At 58.3% G+C, this 13230-nt stretch carries 15 protein-coding genes; 12 read left to right on the top strand and 3 right to left on the bottom strand.

Annotated elements, in window-relative coordinates; all coding sequences use genetic code 11:
* Nucleotides 1-22 precede the first annotated feature (22 nt).
* The 5 genes from rpoH (at nt 23) to Q669_RS03825 (ending at nt 5170) form a co-directional block, all read left to right on the top strand.
* A complete protein-coding gene (gene rpoH, locus Q669_RS03845; protein ID WP_011787147.1) occupies nt 23-883 on the top strand; it encodes an RNA polymerase sigma factor RpoH in 861 nt (286 codons plus the stop codon).
* Between the two features lie 326 nt (nt 884-1209).
* Complete coding sequence (locus tag Q669_RS03840; RefSeq protein ID WP_036148750.1) at nt 1210-2121, top strand: NAD(P)-dependent oxidoreductase; 912 nt, start codon at nt 1210-1212, stop codon at nt 2119-2121.
* 20 nt (nt 2122-2141) lie between these two features.
* Nucleotides 2142-2921, top strand: coding sequence for a hydroxypyruvate isomerase (gene hyi / locus Q669_RS03835; RefSeq protein WP_022991317.1), 780 nt, complete (start codon nt 2142-2144; stop codon nt 2919-2921).
* 103 nt (nt 2922-3024) lie between these two features.
* Nucleotides 3025-3705, top strand: a complete 681-nt coding sequence (locus tag Q669_RS03830; RefSeq protein ID WP_011787144.1) for a response regulator transcription factor — start codon at nt 3025-3027, stop codon at nt 3703-3705.
* The gene (locus tag Q669_RS03825) at nt 3692-5170 is read left to right on the top strand and encodes a sensor histidine kinase (protein ID WP_022991316.1); all 1479 of its coding nucleotides are present in this window, start codon (nt 3692-3694) and stop codon (nt 5168-5170) included. The genes Q669_RS03830 and Q669_RS03825 overlap by 14 nt, the downstream gene beginning before the upstream one ends.
* A gap of 2 nt (nt 5171-5172) precedes the next feature.
* Here Q669_RS03825 and Q669_RS03820 read toward each other — a convergent pair whose 3' ends face one another.
* Entirely contained in the window at nt 5173-5454 is a 282-nt protein-coding gene (locus Q669_RS03820) for a hypothetical protein (RefSeq protein ID WP_011787142.1), read from the bottom strand.
* Between the two features lie 281 nt (nt 5455-5735).
* Between Q669_RS03820 and greB the strand changes: the two genes are divergently transcribed.
* Both greB and Q669_RS03810 read left to right on the top strand, forming a co-directional pair.
* Nucleotides 5736-6251 carry a transcription elongation factor GreB gene (gene greB, locus Q669_RS03815; RefSeq protein ID WP_014422972.1) on the top strand — a complete coding sequence of 172 codons (516 nt, stop codon included), beginning with the start codon at nt 5736-5738 and terminating at the stop codon, nt 6249-6251.
* A gap of 116 nt (nt 6252-6367) precedes the next feature.
* On the top strand, nt 6368-6814 hold the full coding sequence (locus tag Q669_RS03810) for a hypothetical protein (protein ID WP_114434973.1): 447 nt from the start codon (nt 6368-6370) through the stop codon (nt 6812-6814).
* A gap of 22 nt (nt 6815-6836) precedes the next feature.
* Here Q669_RS03810 and Q669_RS03805 read toward each other — a convergent pair whose 3' ends face one another.
* Nucleotides 6837-7151: a site-specific integrase gene (locus tag Q669_RS03805; protein WP_022991314.1), complete on the bottom strand. Its 315-nt coding sequence runs from the start codon at nt 7149-7151 to the stop codon at nt 6837-6839.
* A gap of 124 nt (nt 7152-7275) precedes the next feature.
* Nucleotides 7276-7536: an acyl-CoA-binding protein gene (locus tag Q669_RS03800; RefSeq protein ID WP_011787138.1), complete on the bottom strand. Its 261-nt coding sequence runs from the start codon at nt 7534-7536 to the stop codon at nt 7276-7278.
* A gap of 272 nt (nt 7537-7808) precedes the next feature.
* Here Q669_RS03800 and tssB point away from each other — a divergent pair, with 272 nt between their 5' ends.
* The 5 genes from tssB to tssG all read left to right on the top strand — a co-directional run bounded on the left by tssB (nt 7809) and on the right by tssG (nt 13214).
* Complete coding sequence (tssB, locus tag Q669_RS03795) at nt 7809-8306, top strand: type VI secretion system contractile sheath small subunit (RefSeq protein WP_011787137.1); 498 nt, start codon at nt 7809-7811, stop codon at nt 8304-8306.
* Between the two features lie 61 nt (nt 8307-8367).
* The gene (tssC, locus tag Q669_RS03790) at nt 8368-9849 is read left to right on the top strand and encodes a type VI secretion system contractile sheath large subunit (RefSeq protein WP_011787136.1); all 1482 of its coding nucleotides are present in this window, start codon (nt 8368-8370) and stop codon (nt 9847-9849) included.
* A gap of 3 nt (nt 9850-9852) precedes the next feature.
* Nucleotides 9853-10290, top strand: a complete 438-nt coding sequence (tssE, locus tag Q669_RS03785; RefSeq protein WP_011787135.1) for a type VI secretion system baseplate subunit TssE — start codon at nt 9853-9855, stop codon at nt 10288-10290.
* 171 nt (nt 10291-10461) lie between these two features.
* Complete coding sequence (gene tssF, locus Q669_RS03780; protein ID WP_022991313.1) at nt 10462-12234, top strand: type VI secretion system baseplate subunit TssF; 1773 nt, start codon at nt 10462-10464, stop codon at nt 12232-12234.
* Nucleotides 12198-13214, top strand: coding sequence for a type VI secretion system baseplate subunit TssG (gene tssG / locus Q669_RS03775; protein ID WP_022991312.1), 1017 nt, complete (start codon nt 12198-12200; stop codon nt 13212-13214). Before tssF ends, tssG begins: the two co-directional genes overlap by 37 nt.
* Nucleotides 13215-13230: the final 16 nt, after the last annotated feature.

Here is a 13230-nt window from a genome sequence, read left to right as displayed (position 1 = left end):
TGTCAGGTTCGGAGGTTAATGCATGGGTACGAGTTTACAGCTGGTTGACAGACTGGTTCCGGGTGCGAATCTCGAGTCGTATATTCAGGCGGCGAGTCGCATTCCAGTTCTCTCCGTTGATGAAGAGCGGGAACTGGCAGAACGGCTGCACTACCATGGCGATGTTGAGGCCGCGCGTCAGTTGGTACTGTCGCACCTGCGCTTTGTGATTCACATTGCTCGCAGCTATGCCGGCTACGGCCTGGCCCAGGCCGACCTGATCCAGGAAGGCAACGTTGGCCTGATGAAGGCCGTCAAGCGGTTTAATCCTGAGTATGGTGTGCGTCTGGTGTCGTTTGCCGTGCATTGGATCAAGGCGGAGATTCACGAATTCATTCTGCGTAACTGGCGCATTGTGAAAGTGGCCACCACCAAGGCCCAGCGCAAGCTGTTCTTCAATCTGCGCAGCCAGAAGAAGAAGCTGGCATGGCTGAATCACGATGAGCTGAAAGCGGTCGCCAATGATCTGGGTGTCGAGCCGCACGTGGTGCGGGAAATGGAAGGTCGCCTGGCTTCCCAGGACACCGCCTTTGACGGCCCGATGGATGATGACGAAGACAACGCCTACCAGGCGCCGGCTTATTACCTGGAAGATCGCCGTAGCGATCCGGCGGTTCAGCTGGAAAACGCTGACTGGTCTGAGGACTCCAACGGCCGGCTGATGCAGGCGCTGGAGCAGCTGGACGAGCGCAGTCAGGATATTCTGCGTGAACGCTGGTTGTCGGAGAGCAAGTCGACGTTGCATGAGCTGGCCGACAAGTACGGGGTGTCCGCTGAGCGGATCCGCCAGCTTGAGAAAAACGCCATGAAGAAGATCCGGGTGCAGATGGCCGAGGTCGCCTGAGGCTTTATTGCAGCCCGGAAGCTGAAAACGCCACCACCGTTCGCGGTTGGTGGCGTTTTTGTTTGTATAATCCGCCTAAACCATTTAATTCACGTGGCTGGGAAGAAGGGATTGGGGTAGCCTTTCCAAAAAACGCTCCTGCGGCACCCCTACGGGGCCCGGCCCGCAATCACAGATTGCGGTCGCTCAGCTGTCGCATGAAGCGTTGCTTCATAATCGCTCGGCTGAGCCCATGTGGCGCTTCTGCTCCGCCATCCATGGCTCCGCAAATTTTTGGAAAGGCTACCCCAATCCCTTCGCCGGGCTTCTGAGTGGGATTCCCCAAAATGTCTACACATTCTCCTCGTATCGCTTTTCTCGGCATCGGCCTGATGGGCACGCCGATGACCCGTAACCTGCTGGACGCCGGTTTTTCCATGACGCTCTGGAATCGCACCACCAGCAAATGCGAGCCCTTTGCCAGCGAAGCGACGATCGCCGGGACGCCCGCCGAGGCGGTGGCGGAGGCCGATATCGTGATCACCATGCTGGAAAATGGCCAGGTGGTGGACGATGTGCTGGTAAATCAGGGCGCTCTGGCTGCGGTGAAGGTGGGTGCGCTGGTAATTGATATGAGTTCGGTGCAGCCTTCGCTGGCGCGACAGCATGCCGAGCTGGCCGCAGAGCAGGGGGTGGGTTATGTGGATGCACCGGTGTCCGGTGGCACGGTGGGTGCGGCCGAGGCCCGGCTGAGTATCATGGCGGGCGGTTCTGAAGCCGATATTGAGCGGGCTTTGCCGGTGTTCAGCGCGCTGGGCAAATGCACCCGCATCGGGCCGGTGGGGGCCGGTCAGTTGGCGAAGCTGGCCAATCAGGCGATTGTGGGTATCACCATTGGTGCGGTGTCGGAGGCGCTGTTGCTGGCAGCCAAAGGTGGCGCGGATCCGGCCGCCGTGCGGGAAGCGCTGATGGGCGGGTTTGCCGGCAGCCGGATTCTGGAACTGCATGGCCAGCGGATGATTGACCGGGACTTCGCGCCGGGCGCTCCGGCCCGCATCCAGCTCAAGGATATGCGTATGATTCTGGATGAGGCCCGCTCGGAAAATCTGACCCTGCCGCTGGCCCAGCAGGTGCATAATGAATACCTTGCCCTGGTCGCCAATGGCCACAGCGATGTCGATCACAGCGGCCTGTTGCTGGAGTTGGAGCATCTGAACGGTACCCTGATGGGTTCCCTGGGCCGAGGCCCCAAGCACTGAATTAACCGGAGAAATCTGCCATGCCCCGTTTTGCTGCCAACCTGAGCATGCTGTTTACCGAAGTGCCGTTTCTGGAACGTTTCGCCCGGGCCCGAAGTGCCGGGTTCCATGGTGTGGAGTATCAGTTTCCCTATGAGTGGCCGGCGGAACAGCTGGCGGAGCGGCTTCAGAGCAACGGGCTGGAACAAGTGCTGTTCAATCTGCCACCCGGCGATTGGGCAGCGGGGGAGCGTGGCATTGCCTGTCTGCCGTGTCGCATTGAGGAGTTTCGCGCCGGTGTCGAGCAGGGCATTCACTACGCCCGGATGCTGGGCTGCAAGCAACTGAACTGTCTGGCAGGTTTGAAGCCCGAATCCGTTGCCGAGGAAGAGGCCTGGCAGACCCTGGTGGCGAATGTGCAGTACGCAGCCGACCGCTTCGCCGAAGCAGGTTTGACCCTGTGCCTGGAAGCCATCAATTCGCGGGTGGATATGCCGGGCTTCATGCTCGATACCAGTGGCAAGGTGATGGCGCTGATTGAGGCGCTGGAGGCAGACAACGTGCGCCTGCAGTACGATCTCTATCACATGCAGATCATGGAAGGGGATCTGATTCGTGGCATGGAATGCCTGTTGCCCTGGATTGGCCACATTCAGTTCGCCGACAACCCGGGCCGGCATCAGCCGGGAACCGGGGAGATTAACTTTTCGAATGTTTTCTCGGCGATAGACAGACTGGGTTATGGCGGCTGGGTGAGCGCAGAGTACAGGCCTACCGGGGCGACAGAGCCGTCTCTGGGCTGGTTTTCTGAGGCAAACTGACCGTCGCCATAGGCGACACCCTCTTACAAGATCGTAACTGGCCGGTTCCCGGAGTTCTTCGTACCCTTGTTGTTAATGTTTTCCGCTATCAGGAGGAGCACCGGTGAAAGCGCTGGTAATCGAAGACGATCGGGATGTAGCAAATTATCTGCTAAAGGGACTGAGGGAATCCGACTTCGTGGTGGATCATGCGGCCGACGGCAAGGAAGGCATGATGATGGCGGCCAGTGAAGAATACGACATCATGATTGTCGACCGGATGTTGCCGGGTATGGATGGCCTTTCCATTATCAAGACGGTAAGGGCCACGGGCAACCAGACGCCGGTGCTGATTCTCAGTGCCCTGGGCGATGTCGATGACCGTGTCGAAGGGCTGCGTGGCGGTGGCGATGACTACCTGACCAAGCCGTTCTCCTTCACCGAGCTGCTGGCGCGTATCGAGTCACTGATCCGGCGTAATCGTCAGGCGGCCGAGACCGAGACAGTTCTGAAAGTGGCGGATCTGGAAATGGACCTGCTGGCCCGCACCGTGAAACGCGCTGGCCAGAATATTGATGTCCAGCCCCGGGAGTTCCGGCTGCTGGAGTATCTGATGCGTAATGCCGGGCAGGTGGTTACCCGTACCATGCTGCTGGAGAAAGTGTGGGACTATCACTTCGACCCCCAGACCAACGTGATCGACGTGCATATCAGCCGTCTGCGCGCCAAGATCGACAAGGAATTCGATACACCCCTGCTGCAGACAGTGCGGGGGGCGGGATACATGTTACGTGAAACTGCTTAGTCAGCTCAGAACATCGTCTTTCCAGCTTGCCCTGCTGTATATGGTGGTGTTTGCCACCTCGGTGTTTCTGCTGTTGGCATTTATCTACTGGCGTACAGCCGGGTTCATGACTGCCCAGACCGACGAGACCATTGAAGCGGAAATCGCCGGCCTGGCGGAGCAGTATCGCAGTCGTGGTGTAAATGGTCTGATCACGATCATCCGGGAACGGGTGGCCAGGGATCCGAATGCCAAGTCCATTTACCTGTTGACCACAGACGACTTTCTGAAACTGGCCGGGAATATTGAAACCTGGCCAGAGGGCAGCCGCTCGTCTGACAGTGGCTGGATCAATTTCACCCTGAATCCCGCCGTTGGCTGGCAGGGCCCAGAGCGCCTGGCCCGGGCCCGGATCTTTGAGGTCCAGGGTGGTTTGCGCTTGCTGGTGGGGCGCGATGTGGATGACCTCACCAACCTCAAGCGGGTGATTGAAACTGCCATCAACTGGGGTATGGGAATCACCCTTGCCCTGGCGCTCCTGGGTGGCTTCCTGATGAGCCGAAGCACCACTCGCCGCATTGAAGTGATCAACAACACCTCTCGCCGGATCATGAATGGGCACCTGTCCCTCCGGATTCCGACCCGTGGGACCGACGACGATTTTGATCAACTGGCCGAAAACCTGAACCAGATGCTGGACCGGATCGTGTATCTGATGGAAGGCATACGCCATGTTTCCGACAGCATCGCCCATGATCTTCGCACTCCACTGACGCGACTGCGTAACCAGCTCGAAAACACGCTGATTACGGTCGACAATGACGAGGCGCGCGAGCATGTCGGGCAGGCTGTGGCGGAGGCTGACCAGCTGCTGGCCACCTTCAATGCCTTGCTGCGCATCGCCCGGCTGGAGACCCGGGGCAACTCGGCCGACATGAAAGTGGTGGCGCTGGATGAACTGGTCAGCGATGCCTGTGAACTCTACGAGGCCCTGTCTGAGGACAAGGATCAGAGTTTCTCTCAGGAACTTGAGCAAAATGTCCGGATTGAGGGAGACCGGGATCTCCTGTTCCAGATGATCAGTAACCTGATCGACAACGCCATCAAATACACGCCGGAGCATGGTGCCATCAAGGTGGTCGTTCGCCGGGACGGCGGCGGAGCGGTGTTTGAGGTTCAGGATTCCGGTATCGGTATTCCGGATGATGAGAAAGACCAGGTTTTCCAGCGCTTCTACCGGGTTGGCAAGAGCCGCTCGTTACCCGGCAATGGTCTGGGGCTCAGCCTGGTGTCGGCGGTGGCGGAGATTCATCAGGGCCAGATTCTGCTGAGTGATACCCATCCTGGGGAAGACATGCCGGGCTTGACCGTCACGGTCCGGATGCCAGCGTACACCGCCGTAAAAAAGCGGATCAAGGCCACACAGTCTGAGAATGGTGGTTCAACGGAGGAGGGTCGCTCCTCCGCAGAACCCGGCACGGCCTGAGATTACTGGCTGGCGCGAAAGCGGTTGATACGGCTCAGGACAGGGCCAAGTACCGCGTCGGCCCGTGACTCGACCTGCTGGCTGATATGATCAAACTGCGAGCGACGGCGATCCACCTTGGCCTGAATACTGTCCCACTCGCCTTCCAGATGCTTCTGTTCGGCCATCAGAAAGGCCGCAATATTGTGGCGATTGACGCGGCTGGTGATGCCCAGCTGGTCCAGCCGGAAACCCAGGCTATCCACCCCTTCAAGTGCCAGATTCATCAGTTTCTTGGTATCCATTAGCATATCTCCATGCAGAAAAGATCAGGTGTCATTGTCGGCCACGCTAATCCTTGGCGCTAGAGTGTTCAACCTAGATTGCGGAACGGATGCCTTGCCAAAAGGTAATCGCATGGCCACAGGCAGGTAATGGTCAATGTGCAGAATAGAGGGTGTAGATGCGGAAGCGGGCGGATGATCTGCTTGCTTCCCCCTCCAGCACAGCGCTAGCCTTATACCCCGTGATTCACGGGGTTTTTTTTGCCCTTCCGAAATGCATTGTTTCTTGAACCAGGACACCCATGGCCAACCAGACGCCTTCAGGCAACAACCGGCCGCGCTATATCACCCCCGAAGGTGAGCAGGCGCTCCGGGATGAGCTGCAATTCCTATGGAAAGTAAAGAGACCAGAGGTTACCCAGGCAGTACGTGAAGCGGCTGCCCTGGGAGACCGGTCCGAGAATGCCGAGTACATCTATGGCAAGAAGCAGCTTCGGGAAATCGACCGCCGCGTACGCTTCCTCAGCAAGCGGCTGGATGAGGTCTCGGTGGTGGATCGCCTGCCAGAAGACCGGAGCCGGGTATTCTTTGGTGCCTGGGTGACCATCGAGGATGAGGACGGCAGTGAGCAGGAGTATCGAATCGTGGGTGCCGATGAATTCGATCTCGAAAAAGGCTATCTCAGTATCAATTCTCCGCTGGCCCGCGCGCTCATTGGCAAGCATCTGGATGACGAGGTATCGGTGAGAACCCCTGAGGGCTGGAAGCAGGTGGTGATTACCGATATCCGCTACCAAATGGCCTCGAACGACAAGTGAGTGCTGTCACAAAACTGGCTTTTGCCTGGGCAAAGGGTCATTTTTGGCGATAGACTGATCAAATATTGTCACCCGTCAGGGCAAATGGATGATCGGCTAGGGTTGGGATGAGCACCATGAATGTCAGGAAACAGACAGAGGAAAAACGAGCCGGGGCAGCGTTGCTGGCGTTGCCGTTGATGCTGCTGACGACCTTGCCTGCCTATGCCCAGAGTGACGATGACGCCGCGTTTGAGTACGAAGAGCGCTCCACTATCGACACCATTCCGTTTCGCTCGGTCGCGGAAGAGGAGCTGGCTAATACCGTAATTGAGGGTGGGCTGGCAGCGCCGGCGGCCGGGGTACCGGTGCAGCAGGCAACGGATGACGATTTCTATCTGGACCCGCTGGCCCTGCAGCCGAGAGACCCGCGAACCGATCTGGGTCGTTCCGAGATTCCCGTCGAGATCCGTTTCAGTAACCCCAAAGTGATACCGGGCCAGAGCCACGGCAACAATTACGTGATCCGACCACCCGAGAACCGCACCTACGATACCCTGAATACCAATCTCACCGGCCGTTAATCATCGGCCCTGCTGCCCAGGCTCAGGCAGCGGCTGAATCTGAAGCAGCAGCGGGCCTGCCGAGCACATCTTCGTAGAAAAAGCTCAGAGCCTGACTGGCCTGATTCAGTCGGGCCCGGGATACCCGGATCTTTTCACTCAGATAGGTCAGGAACAGCTTCTGATCCTCTTCGGCCAGGTTGTCCGGATCCTTCAGATCATGAAACAGCACAAACCGGCTGATCCAGTGCAGATAGGTTTGCTCGGCGCGTTGATTCAGTTCGCGTTTGCGGATAGCGGCCTGTACCTGGCCAATCATGCCTGGGCGCGATTGCTCCAGGGCCTCAGTAATGTCCATGGTGTTTACTCGTTCAAAAGCTTGTTTTTGTTATGTTGCGCGCATCATATGACAAACGTTTGAACGGCGCAAAATTCTGGCGGGTGCGGTGCCCCGCAGCCGGTGTGACGGCGGGGCAGGGGCGTTACTTCAGGGATTCAAGTTTGTCGATGTACTGCTGCATGGCGTCATCGCTGGACATGCCCTTGAGTTTCTCCCAGGCGTCGTACTTGGCCCGGCCAACAAAATCCATCATGCCCGGACGCTTGCCGCTGACATCGCCTTCGGTGGCCTGCTTGTAAAGGGCATAGAATTCCAGTTTCAACTCGTTGGAAGGTTTGAAGTCGCCTTCCGCGGTCTGGATGTAGTTTACCGCTTCTTCGAATTTCGCTTTCAGGTCACTCATGTTGTGTCTCCGTGGTGTTGGTGGTTTTTTTCCATTCAAGTATGCCGGCAGTATAGCGACGGGGCTGGTTGGCGTCATTGACCGAAATAGCGGTTTTCCGGTCGCCCTGGCAATCTGGCAAAAGTTTGCCCAAGCACACATTTTGAGCCATCGCTGGCCAATTTTTGCTTGAGAACCCTGGGTGACCTGTGTACAGTTTTACGCGTTGTCTGCCAGGAGGGCAGACACCAAGGATCGATACAATTGCAAATGACTTGCACAGGGAGCACGCCATGTCTGCCAAAGACGGTTCCGTTGCGCCGAAAGAGCGCATCAATATCAAGTATGTCCCCGCCACAGGCGATCAGCAGGCCGAAACCGAACTACCACTGAAGATGTTCGTGGTTGGTGATTTCAAGGGTCACGCTGAAGAAACCCCCATTGAAGACCGTAAGGCCATTTCCGTCGACAAGAACAACTTCCGTTCTGTCATGAAGGAAGCGGGTCTGACGCTTTCCACCAGTGTTTCCAACAAGCTCGAAGACGGTGCCGACGACCTCCCCGTGAATCTCGAATTCCAGGGGCTCGAAGACTTTTCTCCGGACAGCATTGCCCGCCAGGTCCCTGAGCTCAAGAAGCTGATTGAGCTGCGTGAAGCCCTGGTTGCCCTCAAGGGCCCGCTGGGCAACGTGCCTTCGTTCCGTTCCAAGCTGCAGGAGCTGCTGGACAACGACGACGCCCGGGAAAAGCTGCTGGCTGAACTTGAGCTGGCCACCGACGGCGGCGAGTAATCGCAACACCGGAACCCGGTAACCTACACCGATTATCAATCACGTACTGAAGGGATGTGGTATGTCTGATACTGCTGTGCAGCAATCTGCTGCCTCCGAATCCGTAGCAGAAGGCTCTCTGCTTGACCAGGTCATGGCCAACAGCCGTATGGCGCCGGCCGATGAAGGCTACGATGTTGCCCGTAAAGGGGTGGCTACGTTTATTGCCAACCTGCTGAAGAGCGATGAGAAAGGCCAGCCGGTCAACAAGGCGCTGGTCGACCAGATGGTGGTCGAGCTGGATCGCAAAATCAGCGCCCAGATGGATGAGATTCTGCACGCGCCCAAGCTGCAGGAACTGGAATCGTCCTGGCGTGGCCTGAAACTGATGGTGGATCGCACCGATTTCCGCGAGAACATCAAGGTGGATATCCTCCATGCCACCAAGACCGAACTGCTGGAAGATTTCGAATTTGCTCCGGACGTGACCCAGACCGGCTTCTACAAGCACATTTATGCCGCCGAGTATGGTCAGTTCGGTGGTGAGCCGGTGGGCGCGATTGTCGGCAACTACGCCTTCAGCCCATCAACGCCGGACATGAAGCTGCTGCAGTACGTGTCGTCGGTTGGCGCCATGTCCCACGCGCCGTTCCTGTCCTCGGTTGCACCGTCGTTCTTCGGCGTCGACAGCTACCAGGAACTGCCGGCTATCAAAGAGCTGAGCGCCGTTTTCGAAGGCCCGAAATACGCCAAGTGGCGTTCCCTGCGGGAATCTGAGGATGCCCGTTACCTGGGCCTGACCGCACCGCGCTTCCTGCTGCGGGTGCCTTACGATCCGACTGAAAACCCGGTGCGCAGCTTCAACTACAAGGAAGATGTCTCCGGTGACCACGAGCATTACCTGTGGGGCAATACCTCCTACCTGCTGGCCACACGCCTGACCGAGAGCTTCGCCAAGTACCGTTGGTGCCCGAACATCATTGGTCCCCAGAGTGGCGGTGCGGTGGAAGATCTGCCGGTGCACACCTTCGAGTCCTTCGGTCAGCTGGAAGCCAAGATTCCGACTGAGGTGCTGATTACCGACCGTCGCGAATACGAGCTGGCGGAAGAAGGTTTCATCGCCCTGACCATGCGTAAAGGCAGCGATAACGCCGCGTTCTTCTCCGCCAACTCTGTGCAGAAGCCCAAGCAGTTCCCGAACACCAAGGAAGGCAAGGAAGCGGAAACCAACTACAAGTTGGGTACCCAGTTGCCGTACATGATGATCGTGAACCGCCTGGCCCACTACATCAAGGTGCTGCAGCGAGAGCAGATCGGCTCCTGGAAAGAGCGTCAGGATCTGGAGCGGGAACTGAACACCTGGATTCGCCAGTACGTGGCCGACCAGGAAAACCCGCCTGCAGACGTCCGCAGCCGCCGCCCCTTGCGTGCCGCGAAAGTGGAAGTCTCCGATGTAGAAGGCGATCCGGGCTGGTACCAGGTCTCCCTGGCAGTGCGTCCGCACTTCAAATACATGGGCGCCAACTTCGAACTCTCGCTGGTTGGCCGACTGGACAAGGATTAATCCGTGTTCGGCGGCACCGGCACTGACGGCGTTCGCAACACCGGCAGCCTGTTTGAACGGCTTGAACAGGCTGCCGCTCCTGCGGGCCAGAGCATGGGGGAGTTCACCCATGTGGTTGAGTCCATCAAGCGCCACCTGGTGCGACTGCTGAACGCCCACCCGGGCAACAGCAGCAGCGCACCGGATCTTGGCTTGCTGGATTTCAACGACGCCACGCTGGGCACTCATGACCTGAGCATCCAGATCCGCGGGGCCATCCGTCAGTGCATCGAGAAGTTTGAGCCGCGGGTTAAGCGGGTGGATGTGGTGGCCATGCCACCGGGCCCGGACCCGTTGCAGTTGAAGTTCCAGGTGACGGTCTACCTGAACGTTGCAGGAAGCGATGATCGGACGACGATAGACCTGGTTTTGGATGATAAGCGGTACTACCGGGTTGTTTAGACTTGGTTGCTGGAGGAGATGGGGACACTTTTCTTCTGGGAAAAAATAACTCGCTTTGCTCAGACATCTTTTTTCCCGCCAGAAAAGCATCCCCATCCCCTCCGGCAAACCTGAGTGGAATGCGGTCCGGATCATTCGGAGCCAGAAAGGAAGCAGGCAAGGTGCAGTAACATGAAGTTAAACAGGTTCTACAGGGATGAGTTGAGCTTTCTGCGGTTGCAAGGCAGGGAATTTGCCGAAGCCCACCCGCAGCTCACCCGCTTTCTATCCGAACAGAGCACCGACCCGGACGTAGAACGGCTGCTGGAAGGCTTCGCCTTCCTGACCGGCAAACTGCGGGAAAAAGTTGAGGACGAGTTTCCGGAGCTGACTCATTCGCTGCTGAACATGCTCTGGCCCAATTATCTGCGGCCAGTGCCCAGCTGCACCATCATGCGCTTTGATCCACAGCTGCATGCCATCAGTGAACGTCAGGTTGTTGATCGTCATACCGAGATCAAGAGCCGCCCCCTGGGCGACGCCAGCCGCCAGACCCAATGCCGGTTCCGCACCTGCCGGTCGGTGGATATTTTTCCGATCAGTGTGGCCGATGCCAATGCCGAGCACTCACGGGAGGTTTCCTCCGTGACCGTAGACCTGGCCCTGCATACGGACCAGCCACTGAATGGCATTGGCCTGGAAAATCTGCGTTTTTACCTGGGGGGCGACAACCACACGGCAGAGACCCTGTATCTGTGGTTAAACCATTACCTCAGCCGTATGGAGCTGGTGGTGGGCGACCGTGTGGTCAGTCTGCCTTCATCCCTGTTGCAGCCGGTTGGCTTTGCGGCAGACGAGGCGATCCTGCCTTATCCCAAGAATGCTTATGCCGGCTACCGGATTATCCAGGAGTACCTGAGTTTTCCGGAGGCCTTCCGGTTTGTTGACATCACCGGCCTGAAATCCCGGTTGCCAGCGGTGCAGGCTGATGAGATCAGTCTGCGTTTCCACTTCAGCCGGATTCTGCCCCCGGACACCCGGGTAACCCGCGACTCCATGCAGTTGTACTGCACCCCCGCGGTTAATCTGTTCAGCCACGAAGGCGAGCCGGTAGACCTGAACGGTCGCCAGACTGAATACCGTATTTCACCCTCCAGCCGCTGCCCGGAACACTACGAGGTGTTCAGTATCGAGCAGGTTGAGGGCTGGCTGGAAGGTCGTTCCGGTAGAGGCGAGCCGCGCATCTACACGGCGTTTGAGAGTTTCCAGCATGAAGTGGAGCGGGATCGGGGCCGCACCGCCCTGTACTACCGGGTACGTACCCGGGAGAGCGTGCGTGGGGATGGTTTTGATCACTACATTTCCTTTGTTCGTGGTGATGAAACCGAATGTCTGAATCGTCAGGAAGCGGTCTCGCTCACGCTCACGTGCACCAATCGCCAGTTGCCACAACAACTGGCCGTCGGGGAAGTGTGCATGGCCACCGAGAGCACACCGGCCTTTGCCGCATTCAGCAATATCACGCGCCCGACGGCGACCCTGCGGCCTACCCTGGATGGCAGCCTGTTGTGGACGCTGATATCCAACCTGTCATTGAACTACCTGTCGATGCTGGATGTGGATGCCCTGCGCACCGTGCTGCGAGTGTATGACTTCCGGGCCCTCGTCGACCGACAGGCTGAGCGGGTGTCCCAGAAGCGGCTGGCCGGTATCACGGGCATCACCACCAAGCCGGTTGACCGCATGATTCGCGGGCTGCCGGTGCGCGGTATCCGCTCAGAGCTGAAGCTGGATCAGCATGGGTTTGCCAGTGAAGGTGACCTCTACCTGTTCGGCACGGTCTTGAGTCAGTTTTTTGCGCTTTACGCGAGTATCAATGCGTTTCACCAACTGGAAGTGGTGAATACAGACAATCAGGAACGGTACACATGGACGTTACAGCAAGGTCAGCAGCCGCTGATGTAGCCGGGCTGGAACCCGTTCTCGGCAACGCGCGGCGATACAGTTTTTTTCAGCTGGTGGATCTGATTCACCGGCACCATGGAGACGACCTGGAGCGTGGCGGTCACGATGAGCCCCGCCAGGAACGCATCCGGTTCTCGGCCTCGGCCGGCCTTGGATTTCCCGGCAGTGACGTGGTGTCGGCGCTGTCGCCGGAGCATGAGCACGCTCCCTATCAGATGGAAGTCAGCTTCCTGGGGCTTCACGGCTCCCAGTCGCCACTGCCCGGTTATTACCTGGAAGATCTGGCCTGGGAAGCGGGGCAGAATCTCGGTGTTCGTCGGCATTTTCTGGATTTCTTCAATCACCGGCTGGTGACCCTGTTCCATCGGGCCTGGCGCAAATACCGCTACTACATCCGGTTCCAGCCCGGGGCCAGCGACGGTTTTTCGGAACTGGTGTATGCCCTGACCGGTTTGGGCGACAGTCGGCTGCGGGAAGCGACGCCGGTGAACTGGTCCAAGATGCTGGCCTATGCCGGCTTGATGGCGGGTCGGAGCCGGTCACCGGAAGTGGTCAGCGGCATCATCGGCCACTGTTTTGACCTGGACGACGTCAGCATCGAACAGTGGGTGCTGCGCAAAGTGGACATCGCTCGGGATCAGCAAACCGCGCTGGGCAGGGCCAACGCCACCCTGGGCGAAGACACGCTGGTGGGTTCGCGCATCCGGGATCGCAGCGGCAAGTTTATTCTCCGGCTGCGCAATCTGACTCGGCAGCGGTTTGCGGATTTTCTGCCCAATGGCCGGGATCACCAGCGCCTGGTCAAACTGGTGGAGTTCGCTACCCGGGAGCAGCTGGCCTATGACCTGGAGCTGCAAATGCGGCCCAAGGATATTCGCCCCATGCAACTGGGCGAGGATGTTCGCCTGGGCTGGAATTCCTTCGTAACACCGGACCGGGCCCGTGAGCGTCCGGCGGTGCGGATACAGATCAGACGTTAGGGCAGGGAGCCGGAGA

This window comes from Marinobacter sp. C1S70 (genome assembly GCF_000475355.1).
In the GTDB taxonomy this organism is placed as follows: domain Bacteria; phylum Pseudomonadota; class Gammaproteobacteria; order Pseudomonadales; family Oleiphilaceae; genus Marinobacter; species Marinobacter nauticus.
This window is presented reverse-complemented; position numbering and strand designations above follow the sequence as displayed.

Excerpts from the sequence above, each read along its gene's own strand:
- rpoH (WP_011787147.1), top strand. The coding sequence starts at position 23 with ATGGGTACGAGTTTACAGCTGGTTGACAGACTGGTTCCGGGTGCGAAT.
- Q669_RS03840 (WP_036148750.1), top strand. The coding sequence starts at position 1,210 with ATGTCTACACATTCTCCTCGTATCGCTTTTCTCGGCATCGGCCTGATG.
- hyi (WP_022991317.1), top strand. The coding sequence starts at position 2,142 with ATGCCCCGTTTTGCTGCCAACCTGAGCATGCTGTTTACCGAAGTGCCG.
- Q669_RS03820 (WP_011787142.1), bottom strand. The coding sequence starts at position 5,454 with ATGGATACCAAGAAACTGATGAATCTGGCACTTGAAGGGGTGGATAGC.
- greB (WP_014422972.1), top strand. The coding sequence starts at position 5,736 with ATGGCCAACCAGACGCCTTCAGGCAACAACCGGCCGCGCTATATCACC.
- Q669_RS03810 (WP_114434973.1), top strand. The coding sequence starts at position 6,368 with ATGAATGTCAGGAAACAGACAGAGGAAAAACGAGCCGGGGCAGCGTTG.
- Q669_RS03805 (WP_022991314.1), bottom strand. The coding sequence starts at position 7,151 with ATGGACATTACTGAGGCCCTGGAGCAATCGCGCCCAGGCATGATTGGC.
- Q669_RS03800 (WP_011787138.1), bottom strand. The coding sequence starts at position 7,536 with ATGAGTGACCTGAAAGCGAAATTCGAAGAAGCGGTAAACTACATCCAG.
- tssB (WP_011787137.1), top strand. The coding sequence starts at position 7,809 with ATGTCTGCCAAAGACGGTTCCGTTGCGCCGAAAGAGCGCATCAATATC.
- tssC (WP_011787136.1), top strand. The coding sequence starts at position 8,368 with ATGTCTGATACTGCTGTGCAGCAATCTGCTGCCTCCGAATCCGTAGCA.
- tssF (WP_022991313.1), top strand. The coding sequence starts at position 10,462 with ATGAAGTTAAACAGGTTCTACAGGGATGAGTTGAGCTTTCTGCGGTTG.
- tssG (WP_022991312.1), top strand. The coding sequence starts at position 12,198 with ATGGACGTTACAGCAAGGTCAGCAGCCGCTGATGTAGCCGGGCTGGAA.